At 42.3% G+C, this 20,220-nt stretch carries 17 protein-coding genes; 8 read left to right on the plus strand and 9 right to left on the minus strand.

Going from position 1 to position 20,220, the window contains the following annotated elements; all coding sequences use genetic code 11:
- Positions 1-71: 71 nt before the first annotated feature.
- Complete coding sequence (gene ettA, locus U0R10_RS00125; RefSeq protein WP_377981646.1) at positions 72-1,736, minus strand: energy-dependent translational throttle protein EttA; 1,665 nt, start codon at positions 1,734-1,736, stop codon at positions 72-74.
- Positions 1,737-1,903: 167 nt separating this feature from the next.
- On the opposite strand from ettA, the gene U0R10_RS00130 reads away from it, so the two are divergent.
- Entirely contained in the window at positions 1,904-3,178 is a 1,275-nt protein-coding gene (locus tag U0R10_RS00130) for a DUF349 domain-containing protein (protein ID WP_377981647.1), read from the plus strand.
- Here the strand turns inward: U0R10_RS00130 and U0R10_RS00135 are convergent.
- Complete coding sequence (locus U0R10_RS00135) at positions 3,167-4,537, minus strand: UDP-N-acetylmuramate--L-alanine ligase (protein WP_377981648.1); 1,371 nt, start codon at positions 4,535-4,537, stop codon at positions 3,167-3,169. The two genes, U0R10_RS00130 and U0R10_RS00135, sit on opposite strands and share 12 nt — an antisense overlap.
- 103 nt (positions 4,538-4,640) lie before the next feature.
- On the opposite strand from U0R10_RS00135, the gene U0R10_RS00140 reads away from it, so the two are divergent.
- Both U0R10_RS00140 and U0R10_RS00145 read left to right on the plus strand, forming a co-directional pair.
- Positions 4,641-6,098: a type III PLP-dependent enzyme domain-containing protein gene (locus tag U0R10_RS00140; RefSeq protein WP_377981649.1), complete on the plus strand. Its 1,458-nt coding sequence runs from the start codon at positions 4,641-4,643 to the stop codon at positions 6,096-6,098.
- A 10-nt stretch (positions 6,099-6,108) separates the two neighbouring features.
- On the plus strand, positions 6,109-6,231 hold the full coding sequence (locus U0R10_RS00145; RefSeq protein WP_377981650.1) for a hypothetical protein: 123 nt from the start codon (positions 6,109-6,111) through the stop codon (positions 6,229-6,231).
- Here the strand turns inward: U0R10_RS00145 and glpK are convergent.
- Entirely contained in the window at positions 6,228-7,709 is a 1,482-nt protein-coding gene (gene glpK / locus U0R10_RS00150) for a glycerol kinase GlpK (RefSeq protein WP_377981651.1), read from the minus strand. The genes U0R10_RS00145 and glpK overlap by 4 nt on opposite strands.
- Positions 7,710-7,716: 7 nt before the next feature.
- Positions 7,717-8,418: an MIP/aquaporin family protein gene (locus tag U0R10_RS00155; protein ID WP_377981652.1), complete on the minus strand. Its 702-nt coding sequence runs from the start codon at positions 8,416-8,418 to the stop codon at positions 7,717-7,719.
- A 93-nt stretch (positions 8,419-8,511) separates the two neighbouring features.
- On the opposite strand from U0R10_RS00155, the gene ruvB reads away from it, so the two are divergent.
- From ruvB to U0R10_RS00170, 3 genes are read left to right on the plus strand one after another with little or no spacing between them, the layout of a single operon-like run.
- A complete protein-coding gene (ruvB, locus tag U0R10_RS00160) occupies positions 8,512-9,537 on the plus strand; it encodes a Holliday junction branch migration DNA helicase RuvB (RefSeq protein ID WP_377981653.1) in 1,026 nt (341 codons plus the stop codon).
- 4 nt (positions 9,538-9,541) lie between these two features.
- Positions 9,542-10,696, plus strand: coding sequence for a golvesin C-terminal-like domain-containing protein (locus U0R10_RS00165; protein WP_377981654.1), 1,155 nt, complete (start codon positions 9,542-9,544; stop codon positions 10,694-10,696).
- 6 nt (positions 10,697-10,702) lie between these two features.
- Positions 10,703-12,802, plus strand: coding sequence for a prolyl oligopeptidase family serine peptidase (locus U0R10_RS00170; RefSeq protein WP_377981655.1), 2,100 nt, complete (start codon positions 10,703-10,705; stop codon positions 12,800-12,802).
- 79 nt (positions 12,803-12,881) lie between these two features.
- Here the strand turns inward: U0R10_RS00170 and U0R10_RS00175 are convergent, their stop codons facing one another.
- Entirely contained in the window at positions 12,882-13,679 is a 798-nt protein-coding gene (locus U0R10_RS00175) for a T9SS type A sorting domain-containing protein (RefSeq protein ID WP_377981656.1), read from the minus strand.
- 125 nt (positions 13,680-13,804) lie between these two features.
- Here U0R10_RS00175 and U0R10_RS00180 point away from each other — a divergent pair, with 125 nt between their 5' ends.
- Positions 13,805-15,583 (plus strand): sensor histidine kinase, encoded by a 1,779-nt coding sequence (locus tag U0R10_RS00180; protein WP_377981657.1) that lies wholly within the window; start codon positions 13,805-13,807, stop codon positions 15,581-15,583.
- Positions 15,567-16,271 (plus strand): response regulator transcription factor, encoded by a 705-nt coding sequence (locus tag U0R10_RS00185; RefSeq protein WP_377981658.1) that lies wholly within the window; start codon positions 15,567-15,569, stop codon positions 16,269-16,271. Before U0R10_RS00180 ends, U0R10_RS00185 begins: the two co-directional genes overlap by 17 nt.
- Here the strand turns inward: U0R10_RS00185 and serS are convergent.
- The 4 genes from serS to U0R10_RS00205 form a co-directional block, all read right to left on the minus strand.
- The gene (serS, locus tag U0R10_RS00190; protein WP_377981659.1) at positions 16,264-17,535 is read right to left on the minus strand and encodes a serine--tRNA ligase; all 1,272 of its coding nucleotides are present in this window, start codon (positions 17,533-17,535) and stop codon (positions 16,264-16,266) included. The genes U0R10_RS00185 and serS overlap by 8 nt on opposite strands.
- A 9-nt stretch (positions 17,536-17,544) precedes the next feature.
- A complete protein-coding gene (locus tag U0R10_RS00195) occupies positions 17,545-18,864 on the minus strand; it encodes an aspartate kinase (protein ID WP_377982999.1) in 1,320 nt (439 codons plus the stop codon).
- Between the two features lie 12 nt (positions 18,865-18,876).
- Positions 18,877-19,356 (minus strand): 6,7-dimethyl-8-ribityllumazine synthase, encoded by a 480-nt coding sequence (gene ribH / locus U0R10_RS00200; protein WP_377981660.1) that lies wholly within the window; start codon positions 19,354-19,356, stop codon positions 18,877-18,879.
- 72 nt (positions 19,357-19,428) lie between these two features.
- Positions 19,429-20,106: a tetratricopeptide repeat protein gene (locus U0R10_RS00205; RefSeq protein ID WP_377981661.1), complete on the minus strand. Its 678-nt coding sequence runs from the start codon at positions 20,104-20,106 to the stop codon at positions 19,429-19,431.
- Positions 20,107-20,220: the final 114 nt, after the last annotated feature.

The following is a 20,220-nucleotide window of genomic DNA, read 5'->3' on the forward strand; positions in this document are numbered from 1 at the left end:
TTGCCAGGCTCATTTTCACGTGCAAAAATACGCAAAAGTGTTCATAAGTGGTCCTGCTTAATCTGCAGACCTTATTGTAGCTTCTTGTACCGAATTCGTTTCGGAGCCACGTCCCCTAATCGTTTTTTCCGAGCTTCCTCATATTCTGAATAATTACCCTCAAAATAAGTCACCTGAGAATCTCCCTCAAATGCCAAAATATGCGTTGCAATACGGTCTAAGAACCATCTATCGTGGGAAATAACCACCGCACAACCCGCAAAATTCTCTAAACCTTCCTCTAATGCACGAAGTGTATTTACATCCAAATCATTGGTTGGCTCATCCAGCAACAACACATTCGCCCCCTCTTTTAACATCATCGCCAAATGTACCCGGTTGCGTTCGCCACCAGATAAATTGCCAATTTTCTTTTCTTGATCCGCCCCATTGAAATTAAACTTACTCACATAGGCACGGGCATTTGATTGTTTGCCACCCAGCATGATCCAATCATTACCGTCGGCAATAGTTTCATACACCGATTTCTCAGCAATCAGTTGATTATGCTCTTGATCTACATATGCTAATTTCACTGTTTCACCTACCTCAAAACTACCAGAATCAGGTTGCAATTGACCCGTAATCAACTTGAACATCGTTGTTTTACCCGCACCATTTGGTCCAATAATTCCCACAATGCCTGCCGGAGGTAGTGTGAAACTCACATTTTCGTACAATAATTTATCTCCAAAGGACTTGGAAACACCTTGTACTTCAATCACCTTATTTCCTAAACGAGGACCTGCTGGAATGAACAACTCCAACTTATCTTCTTTCTGACGATTCTCCTCCGAGAGTAATTTTTCATAAGCCCCGATACGCGCTTTTGATTTCGCTTGACGGGCTTTTGGCGCCATACGAACCCACTCCAACTCGCGTTGTAGGGTTTTTTGTCGGCGAGATTCTGTCTTTTCTTCTTGCGCCAACCGGTTTTGTTTCTGCTCTAACCACGAAGAATAATTCCCTTTCCATGGAATCCCTTCGCCGCGATCTAATTCCAAAATCCAACCAGCTACATTATCCAAGAAGTATCTATCGTGGGTTACTGCAATAACGGTTCCTTTGTATTGACGTAAATGTTGCTCCAACCAGTCAACGGATTCAGCATCCAAGTGGTTAGTAGGCTCATCCAATAACAAGACATCAGGCTCTTGAAGTAACAATCTGCAAAGCGCCACACGGCGTTTTTCTCCACCAGAAAGTGTACTGACCAAAGCGTCTGGATCTGGACAACGCAACGCGTCCATGGCTTTTTCCAAACGTGTATCCAATTCCCACGCATTGCTGTGGTCAAGTTTTTCTTGAACTTCTCCTTGACGCGCTAATAACTTATCAAAGTCGGCATCCGGATCAGCAAACGCCTCGTTAATCTCATCAAACTCCTTTAATAGGTTTTTAATTTCAACTACGGCCTCTTCAACAACCTCAAGAACAGTTTTATTAGGATCTAATTGGGGCTCTTGCTCAAGCAATCCAACCGTGTAGCCTGGAGACCAGACTACATCACCTGTAAATGATTTATCTAATCCGGCAATGATGCGTAAAAGGGTTGATTTACCGGAACCATTAAGTCCAAGAACCCCGATTTTTGCACCGTAAAAAAAGGATAAATATATATTTTTTATGATCGTTTTCTGTGGAGGAATCACTTTGGAAACGCGCTCCATTGAAAATATAATCGTTTCGTTACTCATAAGGTCAATCGTGTTAGTTTGATTTGAACCTGCAAAGAATGTTATTTTTATGTAATTTTTTGAGTTTCTACGGATGATTTCTTGATTTATTTATAATTTTTTAGATAAATTGAGGTTGGATTTAATGAGCCAAAGCGTTTGCTTGAAGCTCTTTTATAAGATTTGACATGAGCCACACCGTTAAAAATGAGTACGGATTTTGCCAGGACGGCAAAGTTTTTCTAAATGCCTATTTGGATTTCCCTTTGCGTGAAATCGGTTTTGTTCGCGATACCGAACAAGAAGCACTAAATTATTTCGCCAGACGGTTCGAATTAGCCAAATCTAAGGTTAATCAATTAGCCCAAGAGGTGGAAGAAGTCCAAAATAAAGGATCCTACCTAACCAAGGTTGTTCAGATGAAAGCCTACTTGGCTTCCTTCGATGGCCTAGGCGATTTTATTCCCCTGCTCACCAAGTTAGACGAACTCGAGGAATTTCTTCGTGGACTCATCCAAAACAATCAAATCAAGAATCTTGAAATCAAACGTGCCCTCATTGAGGACGCTCAAGTCATTGCAAACCAAGAGGATGTAATTTCGGCGACCGATGAGCTGATGGAATTGAAAGCCAAATGGGTAAAGACAGGGCCGGTGGACAAACAATTCCAAGATGCCCTTTCAGATTCATTTCAAGAAATTATGGATCAGTTCTTCTTACGTAGAAGAGCGTTTTTTGAAGATAAAAACCGACAAATCGACGAGAAAATCCTCACGTTACAAGGATACATCGATGCCGTACATCAATACCGCAAGTCAGACGACCTAGACGCAGCCATTATCAAGGTCAAAGAATTGCAAAAAGAATGGAAATTGGTCATTGGTCTTCCTCCGAAAAAGCAATCCATGCTTTGGAAGAATTTCAAGAAAGCCAATGACATGTTTTTCGAAAAGTATAATCGCATTAACGGCATTGAATACAAGCCTCGTGTCGATCCACGCATTCAAGAACTAGTCGCTATGACGGGAGAATTAGAATTGAAGTTGGGCGATCAAGTGAATATGCCGGCTACTGCCGACTTAGCTAAGGCCTACCTCATTAAATGGAAAGAGGTTACTGCGCAGGTGAAAACGATAGATCGCAGTATGGCTGAACGTTTCCGTAACGCGTGCGATAAGATTTTTGAAATGAACTATTTGTTGCGCGTGATTTCGTATCGCCATCCAGCCTTAAATGATAAGCCTCGGATCGAGCAGCTGAAAATCATGATTAATCAGATGGATTACATGACGAAGAAGGAGCGAGGTGAACTTGACGATTTTATGGCGCAAGCGGAACGCGATCGTCTCATGGATGATAAACCTACGCAGAGCAAAATCAATACGCAAAAACGTAAGATTAGCATGAAGGAGCTTTTGCTAACAGGTTTTAAAGCCGAGCTAGACCAATTGCTAAACGCGTAACATCCCGATTTCTTGGCCCAATTTTGGCATATCCAATCCATCAAATGTCCCTGAAGACATCATAAGGAGGTTGGCTTCTCCCCACGTTTCCGCTAACAAGGCATTGCGTAAGGTTTCCGCATCACGGATAACACGCAAACTAGGATGCTTGAAATAAGTTTGAACGACGTATTCTTCGATACGGTCCATGCGTTTGATTTCGCGCGCATGTTCACTTAAGTAAATGATCGCCTCATCTGCCAAATCCAAGGTGCCCGCATATTGGGGCAAAAAGGCCGGATTTAAGCTGCTAAATGTATGTAATTCCAAACAAGCCACTAATTTTCGAGACGGGAATTGATTTTTTAATGCCTCTGTGGTCGCTTTTACTTTCGATGGAGCATGCGCAAAATCTTTATAAAACAATCCGTTTTCTGCTGACGCAACTAACTCCAATCGTTTTGCTGCCCCTTTGAAACTTTGAATGGCCTCATAAAAAGCGGTAGTCGAAATGCCTATTTGCTCGCAAATCAATCGGGCGCCATTTAAATTCTTCAAGGTATGTTCGCCAAAAACCTGAATTGGATATGATTTGCCATCTTTTCCAATCAAAATCGTCTGGCCATCTTGAATAGTCGATGGATGTGCCTGATAACCTTGCTTCGCGGCATGTTCCGGACAGCTTTCCGTTAGGTCTGCCAGCACGTGGTCCGTCTCGTCAAAAAACAAAGAACCTGCTTTGGGTAATTCTTGAATTAATTGTTTGAATGAATCTGTATACGATTCAAACGTTGGATATACATTAATGTGATCCCAAGCGATGCCTGAGATTAAACAAATATGCGGTTGGTATAATAAAAATTTAGCTTGTCGGTCGATCGGAGAAGCTAAGTATTCGTCACCTTCAATGACGATGATCGGCGCATCTGAAAGCGAGGCCATCAGGTCGAATCCCTCGATCCGCGCGCCTACTAAATAGTCAAATGGTTTGTTAAGCGTTTTTAAAACATGTAAAATCATGGAAGTAATACTGGTCTTTCCATGACTTCCTGCAATTACAATACGCTGCTTGTTTTTACTTTGTTCGTATAAAAATGAAGGATAGGATTCAATCTGAATGCCCAATTCTTGTGCGCGGAGTAATTCAGGGTTGTCGGCACGTGCGTGCATCCCCACAATAACGGCATCTAAATCAGTGGTGATTTTCTCAGGAAACCAGCCAAATGCATCTGGAAGGATACCATTTGCTTCTAAAAGACTTTTAGATGGTTCGTAAATTTCATCATCGGAGCCGGTGATTTCAAATCCTTTGGCTTTTAAGGCAAGTGCTAAATTATGCATGGCAGCGCCGCCGATTGCGATAAAATGAATTTTGGGCATAATAACTTAATCAGTAATTCGTTTGCAAAGTACATACTTTTATTGCAGTTTTGCACGTTTTTCCACAAACTCAAGTTCGCTTGAGTACAATTCATCTGACTGAATGAAAAATTACGTCGATCTAATTGATCAAACCATTGAGTTCCCCACGCGTGAATTCAATATCAATGAGAATAATGAGTTGTTATTTAACAACGTGCCCTTGATGGAAATCATCAAACAATATGGCACGCCGTTAAAAGTGTCCTATTTGCCGAAAATCTCGGAGCATATCGAAAACGCCAAATTGCTGTTTCGTAATGCCATTAAGAAATATAATTACAAGGGGAATTATACCTATTGTTACTGTACGAAATCTTCTCATTTCTCGTTCATTTTAGAGGAAGTTTTGAAGCAACATGTGCATCTAGAAACCTCAAGTGCATTTGATATTCCCATTATTCGGGATATGTACAAACAAGGTAAAGTGTCGAAATCGACCTATATTTTGTGCAACGGCTACAAGCAACCTTTGTACACGCAATATATTTCCGAGTTAATTAATGATGGATTTAACTGTATTCCAATCCTTGATAATCTAAAGGAAATCGATTTCTATGAGAAGTCGGTGACTGCCGAAAAAGCGAATCTTGCGATCCGTATCGCAACAGATGAGGAGCCAGATTTCGCATTCTATACATCGCGTTTAGGTGTTCGTTATTCCGATGTGATTTCCTTATATGAAGAGAAAATTAAGCCAAATCCGAAGTTTAATCTGAAGATGCTTCATTTCTTTATCAACACAGGAATTAAAGACTCTGCGTATTATTGGTCGGAATTGAGCCGCTTTATTTACAAATATTGTGAGTTGAAAAAAGTTTGTCCTGAATTAGATTCTATCGATTTAGGGGGTGGTTTGCCGATTCAAACATCACTTCAATTTAACTACGATTACCAGTCGATGGTCGATGAAATCGTTGAATCAATTTCGTGGATTTGCAATAAGAACAATGTACCAGTACCGAATATATTCACTGAGTTTGGTTCGTATACGGTCGGGGAAAGTGGTGCTGTGTTGTATGAGATTATTGATCAGAAGTTGCAGAATGATAAGGAGTTGTGGTACATGATCGATGGTTCTTTCATTACACAATTACCGGATTCATGGGGTATGAATCAGAAGTACATCATGTTACCTGTCAATAATTGGAGTTCGCCTTATCAGAAAGTGAACTTAGGTGGATTGACTTGCGACTCGATGGATTTTTATAATACTGAAGCACATAGTTCCGATTTGTATTTACCTATATTTGAAGAGGATCAGGAACGCCAGTATGTTGGCTTTTTCCACACCGGTGCCTATCAAGAATCTTTAGGAGGTTACGGTGGTATCCAACATTGCTTAATTCCTGCACCGAAGCACGTGATTGTGGATCGATTAGAAGATGGAACAATTACAACGCGCTTGTTCCAAGAGGAACAATCGAGTGGGACGATGTTACAGATTTTAGGTTATAATGAGCCTAAAACTCCGGTTGCTGAGGTGAAGCCAGTGATTAAAAAAACAGTAGTAACAGTTTAATCAAAACGATATGAAAAAGCTTATTGCATTAAGTGTGTTGGCCGGATTAATCTTTAGTTCTTGTGCACAACCTGCGTATTGTCCTGCTTATGGGACAACAAAAGTAGAAGCCGTAAAGATTAAGCGTGCTTAATCTTCAGCCCAGTCGAAACTTTTCGTAACGGCTTTTTTCCATTGACCTTGCAGATGCTGGCGTGTTGACGCCGGCATTTGTTTTTTCCAGGTATGGGCAATGCCCCAGTTTTTGCGTAGGTCCTCTAAGTTTTTCCAATAACCTACTGCGAGTCCAGCTGCATAGGCAGCACCTAATGCTGTTGTTTCAATGATCTTGGGACAAATCACTTCTTCGCCGAGTATATCTGCTTGGAATTGCATCAATAATTGATTGACGACCATGCCTCCATCGACGCGTAAAGACGTGATTGGAATTCCGGCGTCTTTTTCCATCGCTTCCAATACTTCCCAGGTTTGAAAAGCGGTAGCTTCTAACGCAGCACGTGCAATATGTGATTTATTGACATAGCGTGTCAGGCCTACAATCACGCCACGCGCATCTGATTTCCAATAGGGAGCGTATAAACCTGAGAAGGCTGGCACAAAATAGCATCCGCCGTTGTCCTCCACTTCTTTGGCTAATTTTTCAATATCGGGGCTGTTTTTAATGATCCCTAAGTTATCGCGCAGCCATTGTACTAATGCGCCTGTAATGGCTACGGAACCTTCTAGGGCATAATGCACAGGTTCATCGCCCAGCTGGTACGCTACCGTTGTCAACAACCCATGCTTCGATGGCACCGGTTTCTCCCCCGTATTCATCAGTAAGAAGCAACCCGTTCCATAGGTATTTTTCCCTTGTCCCGGATTGAAGCAGGTTTGGCCTACCAACGCAGCTTGTTGGTCCCCTAAAATTCCTGCAAGTGGCACACCACCTAAAACCCCTTTTGCGTGCCCATAGACTTTGGAACTTGATTTAATTTCGGGTAACATGATTTTGGGGATGTTGAAAATGCCTAAAATTTCATCGTCCCATTGGCATGTAGCCAAATCCATCAACTGGGTTCTACTTGCATTGGTCACATCCGTGATGTGCAATCCGCCGGTTAAATGCCACGCAATAAACGTATCCATATTTCCGAAAATCGCATCGCCTTTTTCAGCGTCAGCACGAAGTCCTTCAATGTTATTGAGTAACCAGCGTAGTTTTAATCCACTAAAATAGGCCGCTAGTGGCAAGCCGGTTTTGGCACGAAAACGATCCATTCCGCCATCTTTGGCAAGTTCAGCTAATTCAGATCCAACGCGGGTATCCTGCCAAACGATTGCATTGTAATACGGTTTACCCGTGTGTTTATTCCACACAACCGTCGTTTCCCGTTGGTTCGTAATTCCCACTGCCGCAATATCTTTCGCGGATAAGTTTGCTTTTCCTAGCGCTAGGCCAATAACCTCTTGGGTATTCTGCCAGATTTCATCTGGGTTATGCTCGACCCAGCCTGCTTGCGGGTAAATCTGTTGATGTTCCTTTTGGCCTACGGAAATAATTTCTCCAGCCTTATTAAAGATGATAAACCGAGAACTTGTTGTTCCCTGGTCGATGGATCCAATATACATACGTGGTCTAGTTTAAGGTCAAAATGTAGGTACCCAACAAAGCTCCCGCCGCTGGACCCAAAACAGGAATCCACGCATAGCCCCAATCCGAATGGCCTTTGTTTGGAATAGGTAGAATTGCATGCATAATACGCGGGCCTAAATCACGTGCCGGGTTAATCGCATATCCGGTGGTTCCTCCCAATCCAAGGCCCACTCCCCAGACTAGAATTCCTACCATAAATGGACCTAATCCTGTTTCGATCGTGCTAAACGTTCCGAGGGCAACAACAGCAAGTGCTGATGCAAAGGCTTCCGATATAAAGTTGAATGGGGTATTTTTAATTGCAGGATCCGTACAAAACGATGCTTTGATTGCACCTGCATCCTCTGTAATATCATAATGTGGTTTGTAGTGAATCCAAACCAATAATTGCCCTAACATGGCTCCAAGTAATTGTGCGCCAATAAACGTCGGGAATAAAGTCCAGTCGCCTGATTTAGCACAATCTGCAATCGTAACGATTGGATTTAAATGGGCACCTGAACTACCAAAATACGTTGAAACGTAAATGGCGATTGTTACCGCAAAAGCCCAAGCTGCTGCGATGGCGAGTAATCCAGTTCCGTTTCCTTTGGTATTTTTTAAGAGGACATTGGCCACAACGCCATTTCCAAGATATAATAGCGTAGCAGTTCCGGCCAGTTCGCCGATAAAGATGGAGGTCATAGGTTTATGATTAACGATAAGGTTTTTCAAAACTATAAAATCTTCGCAATAAAAAAATTATCTTTGATTTCAATTTTTGATTCACAACGCCTTATGCGGGAAGATTATTTAACGGGTGATGCGGAAGCATTGAATCCACAAGAAAAAGAGTTCGATAAAGCCCTCCGGCCCTTGAGTTTTTTTGACTTTTCAGGCCAAGGAAAAATTGTCGAGAATCTAAAAATATTTGTTGGCGCTGCTAAAGCTCGTGAAGAAGCTTTGGATCATGTCCTGCTACATGGCCCTCCCGGCTTAGGTAAGACAACACTTTCGCACATTATTGCGAATGAATTGGGGTCAACGTTGAAAATTTCTTCTGGTCCGGTCTTGGATAAACCCTCTGATTTAGCGGGATTATTGACCAATCTACAGCCTTTTGATGTATTGTTTATTGATGAAATACATCGCTTAAATCCAATCGTGGAGGAATATTTGTATTCAGCCATGGAAGATTATAAAATTGATATCATGTTGGATTCGGGTCCGAATGCCCGCAGTATCCAAATTAGTTTGAATCCATTTACATTGATCGGAGCCACCACACGAGCTGGTTTATTAACCTCACCATTACGTGCCCGATTCGGGATTAATGCCCGTTTGGAATATTACGATGCCAAATTACTCACCACCATTGTGAAGCGTTCCGCACAAATTCTTAAAATGCCGATAGAGGAATCTGGGGCTTATGAGATTGCCCGTCGGAGCAGAGGAACACCTCGTATCGCCAATAATTTATTACGTAGAACACGTGACTTCGCCCAAGTAAAAGGCAATGGGGAGATTGATGTGCGCATTGCGCAAATTGCCCTGGATGCTTTGGATGTGGATCAAAATGGATTGGATGAAATGGATAATCGCATTTTAATGACGATTATCGAAAAGTTCAAGGGTGGGCCTGTTGGCCTAACCACCATCGCCACCGCATGTGGAGAGGAGGCAGAAACCATAGAAGAAGTATATGAGCCATTTTTAATTCAGGAGGGATTTTTGAAGCGGACGTCTCGTGGACGTGAAGCAACCGAAAAGGCTTACCACCATGTGGGAATCGCCCCTAAAGCCCAAACCGGTACGTTATTTTAATGGCATGCGTTTAATTCTAATTCTTTTACTGACGGTACATTGTTGCTTGGGCCAAAAAGCCCAGCAGGTAGATGTGGTCATTTATGGGTCAAATATTGGGGCTCAGTTGGCCGCCCACGCCGCCAAAATTGCAGGCAAAAAAACACTGTTGATTGTACCACAATCTGTTGATGAACTACCGGTTTCAAGCCAGCTTATCAGACACGAAATCAAAGGCTTAGCTTGGGATTTTTACCGAAAACTAGGTAAAGAGGTGGGCCAGTTTGATGTGTTTGAGGCAGCGCCAGGAGTTAAAAAACAAGTTATTGACGCATATCAAAAGCAATCAGAATACCTGGTTTGGGAAGGGATGCAATTGCAAGAGATCCAACAAAATGAGGCCCAATTGCTTCAGTTGAGTGTTTCTGATGAAAAGGGCATTCGATTAGTTAAAGCAAAACAGTTCATTGATTGCAGTTTGAAGGCAGAATTGCTTACCAAAGCGGGATATCAGGTTAGCTATCAAGTCGAGGATGATGGCATGGGCGGCACCACCAAACATCTGCAAAAGACATCTATTAAATGGTCCAACGCGCAAGCACCTATTTTTATGCTGAACAAGGTTCTTGAGTCAGACGCTATTTTAGCGAGTCAAACGGCTGTTATTCGTATGCTCGATGCGATACAAAAAGGAATATCGGTGGCTCAGGTGAAGGATGAAGATGTGCAACGATATTATAGTTTTAATCCGCTGATGGACGGATCTCGTCCAGATTTGTTGATAGATGATTCAAATAAATCGATGGTCGAGGTTATTGGTCCCTGGAAGAAAGTTGCCGATAAAGTCAATGGGTATGGAGAGGGATATTTGTCCACATTTTCGAATGACGATTTGGGCGCGCGGGTTAGGTTTAATTCACGAACGCCTTTGAAAGGTGTTTATCAAGCGTATTATTTTTTGCCAACTTCCATGGGAAATACCACGGTACAGTTGGAAGTTTATGTAGGTCGAACTAAATTTCCAGTCGCCTTGAAATTAACGCAGGATATGAAATCAGGTTGGGTGCCACTCGGGACCTATACTTTTTCAGACCCTGTTACAGCAGACGTGCTTGTCTACACGAAAAATGCCAAAGGACTAATCGTTGCAGATGCAGTGCTTTGGGTTCATCAAAAATAAATGATTATGAAGACACGAATTCTTTCACTCCTTTTAGTTGGCGCAAGCCTTCATGCCATGGCTCAATTGTCCTATCCTAAAACACGTAAAGTAGATCATGTTGATCAATATCATGGGGTTTCCGTGGCCGACCCGTACCGTTGGCTTGAGGATGATAACAGCGCAGATACCAAAGCCTGGGTTAAAGCTCAGAATGAAGTAAGTTTTGGCTATTTAGAAAAATTGCCATTGCGTGAAACATTCAAAAAACGAATTGAGGTATTGAGCAATTACGAAAAGCTCTCAGCACCTACGCGTCGTGGTGAATGGTTCTATTTTTACAAAAATTCAGGACTACAAAACCAATCGGTACTCTACCGTCAAAAAGGCCTAAATGGTACTCCTGAAGAGGTTTTAGACCCCAACAAATTATCCTCGGATGCAACTACGCGACTAACGGTGTTTAATTTAAATAAAGACGGTCGGTATGCATGTATCGGTTTAAGTAAAGGCGGTAGTGACTGGCAGACGTACACGGTGCGCGACATGGAAACGGGTAAAGACTTAGCGGATGAGATTCAATGGGTTAAAGTAAGTGGCGTTGCCTGGAAAGGTAATGGCTTTTATTATTCACGTTATCCTGCACCTGCAGCTGGGAAAGAATTGAGTACGAAGAATGAAAACCACCAAGTTTGGTTTCATACCGTAGGGACTTCGCAAGCACAGGACCGATTAGTGTATGAAGACAAGCGCAATGGCCAGCGATTCCATACAGTAAGTACGTCGGATGATGAGAAATTCGCTTACCTAACGATTAGTGATCGAGGCAAAGGTTTAGATGGAAATGCGCTTTGGTTTATTCGAACAGATGTGGTGGGGGATGTATTTCGTCCGATTGTCGCGGAACCATCCCAATTTCATTATTCAGTGGTAGACAATGAAGGCGATCGATTGATTTTGCAAACAAATGACGGTGCGCCCAATCAGAAATTAGTCGAAGTAAATGTAGCCAAACCTGAAAAGTCGAATTGGAAACCACTTATTCCTGAGCGACCAGAACCTTTGCAATATGCAACTACGGCAGGGAATCGTTTGTATTTGACCTATTCCAAAGACGTAACTTCACGTACATTAATTTACAACTATAATGGTGTTGCCTTGGGATCCGTTCGTTTGCCGGGTCTTGGTAATGTGAGCGGTTTTCAAGGCGAGAAGGAAGATACGTTTGCTTTCTTTACCTATTCATCCTTTAACTTTCCACCGACAGTTTATAAATACGAGATTGCTCAAAATACCAGTAAGGTATTCCAAAAGCCAAAATTAGCCTTCAAGCCTGAAGACTTTCAAGTACTTCAGAAGTTCTACACAAGTAAAGATGGAACACGCGTTCCGATGTTTATTGTGAGTAAAAAAGGGATGGTGCTCAACGGTAAAAACCCAACGATCCTACACGGATATGGTGGGTTTAACATTAGCTCTACGCCAACTTTCACGGCCAGCCTAATGGCTTGGTTGGAAAAGGGTGGCGTCTATGTATTGGCTAATTTACGTGGCGGTAGCGAGTATGGCGAAAAATGGCATGAGGCGGGTATGAAACTTAAAAAGCAGAATGTTTTTGATGATTTCATTTATGCTGCTAAGTATTTGATTCGTCAGAAATATACTTCTGCTTCTTATTTAGCCGCTTCTGGCCGGTCGAACGGTGGATTGTTAGTGGGTGCAGCTATCAACCAGCATCCTGAATTATTCGGGGTTGCCTTACCTGGTGTAGGCGTTATGGATATGTTACGTTTCCAAAAATTTACAATTGGTTGGAACTGGATTGCCGATTATGGTTCTAGTGATAATGCCGAAGAATTCAAGGTTTTATACAGTTATTCTCCTCTACACAATATTCAAGCAAAGGCCTATCCGGCGACTTTGATAACTACGGCAGATCATGACGATCGCGTAGTACCTGCGCACTCATTTAAATATGCGGCGACATTGCAAGAGAAAAATACAGGAAAGAAACCTGCGATCATTCGAATAGATACCAACAGTGGTCATGGCTCTAGTAATACAGCCAAGCTGATCGAGCTGACGGCTGATATGTATGCCTTTGCCTGGGCCAATATGGGTAAATAAAAACCCCGAGCGTTAGCTCAGGGTTTGTTTCTTAGACGGATTTAAATGTTCCCCAGACTCAAGGGCCTGGGGAATTAAACTAATCAACCTTAATTCTACGTACAGCTCCATCTGCACCTTGGCTTACCCGAATAAAGTAAACGCCAGCACCTGCTTTCTTGATGTCTACTTGACCCAAATAGTCGCCTTGAAAATCTTTAATTTGCTCATTAGCTAATTCCTTGCCATTTACATCTAAAATTGAGATGTTCACATTTCCTTTTTCAGGGGCATTGAATTTAACACTGATTTTTCCATTAAATGGTTTGTTTGGTGTGGCTTTCAATCCGTGAATCGTTTTTGAGCCTTGATCTGCCAGCATACCTTTGTGGATACGTTTGAATTCACGTCGTGCCATGCCTGGACCATCTAATTCAATATTGAATTCTTTATGCATTCCCTCGGGGCCACCTTCTCCTCGGAAGATCATCACATTTGGCTCTTTTCCATGAAAACCTGGAGCGCCTGGTGCAGGAGTGACCATGCCTGGACCTCCGCGACGAATAATCACACGCTTGTCTGGACCGCCTGCTAAATCACCTTCCATATTTTCGATGATGATTTTGCCTGGTTGTTCACCCATACGTGAATGACTTTTATTGACGTCTACACGAACAATCTTTTTCTTTCCACCTGAGGTAGAAATATTGATGTCTAAGGAATCGCTTAATTTTTTGATTTCGGCATCAGCTTGATCTAAGTCACTGAATTTTTTCTCAATGATGCGTTCTTTGCCATTTTCGTTGATAACGATTTTAACCGTGGCTTCTTTTTTTTCTTGTGCAAAAGCGGCAGTGGAAATACATGCGGCTAACGCGGTGATGAATAGGTATTTCATGTGTTTGTTTTTTAATGCGGAGCAAACTTACAAAATGGCTGGCAATGTTGTTTGTTAAGATGTGTTAAGGCCACTTTTTTGCTCGGTGCATTTTGATAAATTTGTGCTTTGTAATTTTATTACCCATGACCCAATCAAAAATCAGGTGGATTATCGGCTTCATGACACTCGCGTTAGTGGGCTTGATTGCTTTTCAGGCCTATTGGCTTGGGTTTATGCTCGAAACAAAAAAAGAACAATTCGCATCTGATGTGCAGGACGGGTTAGCACAAGTCGTTCGAAAGTTGGAAAAACAGGAATTAGTCATGCTCGCTCAGCGGCATAAGACTTTTGAAAGCCAGCAGCAGAAATTGAAAGAACTTTCTGCCAAACTAGCCGCCAAACCTAAACCGGTCATCAAGCCCAAGCAGGAAGCGCTAACAGAAGATGTGCATCCCGAAGTAGCGTTTGTTGGCCCCGAAGGTATCTCTCGGAGCCCAAGAGGTGCAATGCAAAATGAGGTTCGTTCCGATATCATGTATGTTCGAAAGTCATTTTTATTACCCAATGGTCAAATTGCAGAGATAACGGAGGAATATCGTGTGGACGTTGACCCCGAACTGGAAATCCAAAGGCGCATGCAAGAGGATCATCAACTTTCCGAACTATTCGCGCCTAGACTTCAGAAGCGCTTGAATAACATTAAAAAGAGGTTTAAAAACAGAAAAATGATTGTTTCTGTGAAACCCCAAGCTCCTAAAAAGCCCTCAAATCCAGTTGATTCATTCGCTAAAAAAGATGTGGACAAGGTGATTCAAAAAACCGCATTAGCCAAAGAAGTTTTCGCAGATTATCTGTTCAAAGAAAGACCCATTACGGAGCGTGTCGAACCACAGTTTATCGATAGCTTGGTACGTAAAGAATTGGCGGCCAAGAACATTCAATTAAGTTATGATTTTGGCATCGGGCCAGCAAATCCAAAGAAGGCTGCCGACTGGATTTATGCCTCCAATGCCAGTATTAAAAAGCAAAAAACACAATTTGCCGCTGCTTTATTTCCGAATGATTTACGTGCTTCAGGGCAATTTTTACATATCAATTTTGCGGACACCAACGGATTTATTTGGCAGACCATGGGCTTGAATCTAATGGGTTCAGGTGTCTTGCTGCTCATCATGATTGGGTGTTTTTACATGGCGATGATGACCATTATCAAGCAAAAGAAATTGGCCGAAATTAAAAATGACTTCATCAACAATATGACGCATGAATTCAAAACGCCTATTTCTACTATTTCATTAGCAACCCAATTGATTCAAGAGGAGCCTCAAGCCGCGAAAAGTGAATCTATCTTAAGATATTTAGGGATCATTAAGGATGAGAATATTCGCTTAGGCCAACAAGTCGAGCGCGTATTGCAAACGGCTCAAATGGAGCGCGAAGAAATCGTACTAAAGAAAAAGTTGGTGGATGTACACGCTTTAATTCAGCAAGTGGCCGACATGAATGCACCACTCCTACAAACGCATGCAGGTTCTTTAATTTTGCATTTAGATGCCGAGCAAAGCCAAGTGATGGTCGATGAGGTGCATATCAGCAATGTGCTAAACAACCTGTTGGACAATGCCATTAAATACAGTCCGGAAGCACCACAAGTTGTCATTCAAACGCGCGCTGATCATCAAGGTTTGCATATTCAGGTGCGTGATCAAGGAATGGGCATGCAAAAAGACGTGCTTGCGGCCGTTTTTGAGCCTTTTTATCGCGTGCCTACCGGTAATGTGCACAATGTGAAGGGTTTCGGGTTGGGCTTAAGTTATGTGAAGAAAATTGTGGAGGCACATGGAGGAAGCGTACAAGTGAGCAGTAAATTAGGCGTAGGTAGTACGTTTGAAATAACTATACCATATGGCACAAACAACTGAAATTTTATTAGCAGAAGATGATCCCAACTTGGGATTACTTTTGGCCGAATTCTTGAAAAAGAAAGGTTACGGGGTTACCTGGGCACAAAATGGAGACGAAGCTTTGGATTGCTTTGTGAAAGGCTCATTCGATTTATGTGTATTGGACGTGATGATGCCTAAGAAAGACGGGTTTTCGTTAGCCAAAGACATTCGCGCTACTCACCTCGATGTTCCCATTATTTTCTTGACCGCCAAAGCCATGGAGGAAGATACACTTCAGGGTTTCAAAGCTGGTGCGGATGATTATTTAACCAAACCATTTTCCATGGATGTTCTGGTAGCACGGATGGAAGCGGTGCTGAGAAGAACGAAAACAGATAAGGTAATTCCAAGTTTGGCAGAGGAGATAAGCTTAGGTGAATTTGTCTATTGGCCGCAAAAAATGAAGTTGATTCGTGCGGGTGTTGAGCAAAAGTTTACGCCTAAGGAAAATGATTTGATGAAATTGTTGTGTGAGAATTTAGGCCGACCTGTCAGTAGGTCGTATGCCTTGAAATTAATCTGGGGAGATGATACCTATTTCAATGCGCGGAGCATGGATGTGTATATGACCAAATTGCGCAAAATGCTAAAAGAAGACCCTCGCGTACAATTAGTGAATTTGCACGGCGAGGGTTTTCGATTGAGTATTGAAGGGATTAGCTAATGTGGGTATAGCCTGTATATGGCACCAAAACGTCCGGTATCTTAACTCCGTCTGGCGTTTGATTATTCTCTAAAATAGCTGCCACAATTCTTGGTAATGCTAAGGCAGATCCATTTAACGTATGGCACAGGATTGATTTTCCATCAATTTTTGTTCGCAACTTCAAGCGGTTTGCCTGATAGGTTTCAAAATTGGAAACGGAACTTACTTCTAACCACCGCCCTTGTGCCGCTGACCAAACTTCCATATCATACGTTAGTGCTGCAGTAAAGCTCATATCGCCACCGCAAAGGCGTAACACGCGGTATGGTAATTCTAGTTTTTGTAATAGGCTTTGAACGTGCAAGGACATTTCTTCTAAGGCAGCGTATGAATTTTCAGGCTTTTGAATCTGAACAATTTCGATTTTGTCGAATTGGTGCAGGCGGTTTAAACCTCGCACATGGGCTCCCCAAGATCCTGCCTCGCGGCGGAAACATGGTGTATGGCCTACGTTTTTGATGGGTAATTCTTTTTCGTTGACAATCACATCCCGGTACAGGTTGGTGATCGGCACTTCAGCTGTTGGGATTAAATACAATCCTTCCGCCTGCGTTACATACATTTGGCCTTCTTTATCAGGCAATTGTCCCGTACCAAAACCTGAGTCTTCGTTGATCAAGATGGGTGGTTGAATTTCGTAATAGCCTGCTTTAATCGCTTCGTCTAAAAAGAAGTTGATTAACGCACGCTGTAAACGAGCCCCTTTTCCTTTATATACAGGAAATCCCGCTCCCGTAATTTTGTTTCCAAGATCAAAGTCGATGATGTCGTAGTCTTTGATCAGGTCCCAATGCGGCTTAGCAGCAGCATGTAGGGTAGGGATGGTGCCCCAGTTTAATACCACTTCATTGTCTTCGGCTACTTTTCCTTCTGGAACAGAGCTGTGTGGCAGATTGGGAAGTGTGACTAACAAATCAGTCAATTCCTTTTCGGCAACGCGTGCAGCCTCTTCCATTACTTTGATTTCGCCTTTCAAGGCTGCAGTTTCTGCCCGTTTGCCTTCAGCTAATTCTTTTTGTCCCGATTGCATGAGTGCGCCGATTTCCTTTGCGGCGGCATTGGATTTTTCGAGCGCCTGTTCGGCTTGTTGGAGTAAAGCTTTCCGTTTATCATCCATCGCAATGAGTTGTGCCACAGTTTCAGCGGCATCTTTCACATGCTTTTTCGTTAACCCCGCAATGGTGAGTTCCGTGTTTGTCCGGATAAATGGAATCGTTAGCATGGCGTTCGTTTAGAAAAGTCCTTTGTTTAATGCGTTTAAGGCATCATTTTTATGTTTGGCATCCACTAAAAGTGAGATATTATGCTCGGAAGCACCATATGAAATCATACGAATTGGGATGTTTTTAATTGCATCCAACACCTTGATGGCAATACCCTCTTTGTCGGCCCAGAAATTACCCACAATACAAATAATGACTTGGTCATTATCCGGATCTTCTAACTCGGCAAACTCACGCAATTCGCGCATGATGGCGTCAAGGTTCGCGGTTTGGTCAATGGTGACAGATACGGAAACTTCGGATGTGGTGATCATGTCAACTGGCGTCTTGTATTTTTCGAAAATTTCGAAAACGCGTTTCAAGAAACCGTAGGCATTTAACATCCGGGTCGAATGAATGTAAATCGCGGTAATATTGTCTTTCGCAGCAATGGCTTTGATTTCGATGTCTGTTGACTTTTCTGAAATCAATGTACCAAATGCACTTGGCTCCATCGTATTTTTCAACCGTACCGGAACCCCTTTAATTTTCGCCGGAGTAATCGTACTTGGGTGTAAAATTTTCGCACCGAAGTACGCAAGTTCAGCTGCTTCAGCAAATGACAATTCACGAATCGGGAATGTATTTTTCACGATACGTGGATCGTTGTTGTGCATACCATCGATATCCGTCCAAATTTGAATTTCTTCTGCTTGAATCGCTCCGCCGATTAACGATGCGGTATAATCCGAACCTCCACGTTTTAAATTATCTACCTCTCCAGATGGGTTACGGCAAATAAATCCTTGCGTAATGAAGATTTGCTTGTCTTTTACGGGGGCAATGGTTGCGGCTAATTTATGTTCGATGTCAGCCATGATCGGTTCATTATCTTCGTCGATCACCATGAAATCTAACGCAGGCAATAAGGTTGAATTGACGCCCTCTTCTTGTAAATAAGCTTCGAAAATTTGGGTGGACAACAATTCGCCCAAGGCCACCATCTCTTTCTCTTGTTTAACTGTATAAGGTACCGTCGCGATTAGGCTATCGATGAAATTGAATTCCTTTTCAACGATCGTTTGACCTTTACCTAAGCCAGCTGGTGTGTGGTATAATTCGGTTAAAAATGCGTCATAGTGAGCGCGCAATTCGCCAGCTTTCGCTTTTGCGTCCGCTTGATTTTGAGCAATCAAAGATTCTGAAATGGATAGCAATGCATTCGTTGATCCCGATAGAGCAGATAAAACCACAATTTTCGGCTTCCCGTCCGCTGTGATCAGTTGACGAATCGATTGCATTCTTTCTGGCTTCCCTACGGATGTACCGCCAAACTTCCAAACTTGCATCATCATATAGTCTTAATTTAGTGCTAACATTTTTATGGCTGTAATCGCCGCTTCATCCCCTTTATTTCCATGTTTTCCGCCGGCACGATCCATCGCTTGTTCTTGGGTGTTTGGTGTTAATACGCCAAAAATAACCGGTTTATTGTATTTTAAGCTCACGTTTGTAATGCCATCTGCAACGGCCTGGCAAATAAAATCAAAATGGCGGGTTTCACCTTGTATCACACAGCCTAGGCAGATCACCGCATCAATATCTTCACGTTGTGCGAATTTCTGGGCACCCAGGCTTAGTTCAAAACTTCCTGGCACCTGTGCGCTAACGATATGATTTTCTTGAACACCATGTTTAACCAAGGTATCAAAGGCTCCCGTATACAGCGCGCCTGTCACTTCGGTGTTCCATTCCGATACGATGATGGCAAACCGTTTTTGGCTGACATCTGGCAGATTGGCCGTTGAAAAATCGCTTAAATTTTTTAATGCTGAGGACATGCGTTGGGCTTAAAAAAAGAAAGGATAAAAGCGTAAGCTCTTATCCCTTCATTTCATTATCTAATGTGTTTTTTATTCGGAGATAGAGCTTTCTAAAAGCGCCTTATATTTTTTAGCTGGGATTGATTCGGATGATTGCGGATATTTTTCCGTGATTTCCGTATAGGTAGCTAATGCTTCTTTTGCCTGCTTATTTGCTTCGTATGCGTTTGCTAACTTTAACAAATACATCGGCGAGAAAAATTTGTTTGGCTTGTACTCAGCTGCTTTTTGATAATACTCAATGGCGTCAGCGTACGATTTTTTCTCTGAGTAAGCATCGCCAACGAGTGAAAGTGCGCGGGCTTGAACCAATAGGTCACTACTATTAAAACCCTTTAATTTTTCGATCGCTTGGTCGTATTTACCTTGTTTGATCAAGGTGATACCTAAATATAAATCAGCTAAATTTTGTGCGTTTCCACCAAACTCATCTGAAACTTTAGCTAAGTCTTTTGCTGCGGCAGCTAATGAATCTGACTCAAATGCATAAACTGCTTTGTATAATTTCTTTTCTCCTTCAGTCGCTTGATTGTTTTGATACCAAGTCATACCGAAATAGCCAACAATCGCACCGATTACCACAATGCCTGCTAGAATTACAGAGGATTTATTATTTTCAAAAAAACCGGTCACCTTCGTTAACTCTTGTTGAAGAGCTTCTGGGCTTTCAATTATTTCAATCGATTCGTTTGTTTCTTTCTTTGCCATACGACTAATTAATTCTTTTTTAAGGACTGCAAAATTATAAATTCTCCGCCATTTATATCAATGTTCGTGGAATCTTTTGCTTTTTATTTTCCAAATTGTGAGTAAATGTGGCTA

The sequence above is a fragment of the Aquirufa avitistagni genome (assembly GCF_042715545.1).
GTDB lineage: Bacteria > Bacteroidota > Bacteroidia > Cytophagales > Spirosomataceae > Aquirufa > Aquirufa avitistagni.

Coding starts and splice junctions, on each gene's coding strand:
- serS (WP_377981659.1), bottom strand. CDS start 17,535: ATGCTAACGATTCCATTTATCCGGACAAACACGGAACTCACCATTGCG.
- U0R10_RS00145 (WP_377981650.1), top strand. CDS start 6,109: ATGAAAAAGCTTATTGCATTAAGTGTGTTGGCCGGATTAATCTTTAGT.
- U0R10_RS00165 (WP_377981654.1), top strand. CDS start 9,542: ATGCGTTTAATTCTAATTCTTTTACTGACGGTACATTGTTGCTTGGGC.
- U0R10_RS00175 (WP_377981656.1), bottom strand. CDS start 13,679: ATGAAATACCTATTCATCACCGCGTTAGCCGCATGTATTTCCACTGCC.
- ettA (WP_377981646.1), bottom strand. CDS start 1,736: ATGAGTAACGAAACGATTATATTTTCAATGGAGCGCGTTTCCAAAGTG.
- ribH (WP_377981660.1), bottom strand. CDS start 19,356: ATGTCCTCAGCATTAAAAAATTTAAGCGATTTTTCAACGGCCAATCTG.
- U0R10_RS00205 (WP_377981661.1), bottom strand. CDS start 20,106: ATGGCAAAGAAAGAAACAAACGAATCGATTGAAATAATTGAAAGCCCA.
- U0R10_RS00170 (WP_377981655.1), top strand. CDS start 10,703: ATGAAGACACGAATTCTTTCACTCCTTTTAGTTGGCGCAAGCCTTCAT.
- U0R10_RS00180 (WP_377981657.1), top strand. CDS start 13,805: ATGACCCAATCAAAAATCAGGTGGATTATCGGCTTCATGACACTCGCG.
- U0R10_RS00140 (WP_377981649.1), top strand. CDS start 4,641: ATGAAAAATTACGTCGATCTAATTGATCAAACCATTGAGTTCCCCACG.
- ruvB (WP_377981653.1), top strand. CDS start 8,512: ATGCGGGAAGATTATTTAACGGGTGATGCGGAAGCATTGAATCCACAA.
- U0R10_RS00195 (WP_377982999.1), bottom strand. CDS start 18,864: ATGCAAGTTTGGAAGTTTGGCGGTACATCCGTAGGGAAGCCAGAAAGA.
- U0R10_RS00130 (WP_377981647.1), top strand. CDS start 1,904: ATGAGCCACACCGTTAAAAATGAGTACGGATTTTGCCAGGACGGCAAA.
- U0R10_RS00135 (WP_377981648.1), bottom strand. CDS start 4,537: ATGCCCAAAATTCATTTTATCGCAATCGGCGGCGCTGCCATGCATAAT.
- U0R10_RS00185 (WP_377981658.1), top strand. CDS start 15,567: ATGGCACAAACAACTGAAATTTTATTAGCAGAAGATGATCCCAACTTG.
- glpK (WP_377981651.1), bottom strand. CDS start 7,709: ATGTATATTGGATCCATCGACCAGGGAACAACAAGTTCTCGGTTTATC.
- U0R10_RS00155 (WP_377981652.1), bottom strand. CDS start 8,418: ATGACCTCCATCTTTATCGGCGAACTGGCCGGAACTGCTACGCTATTA.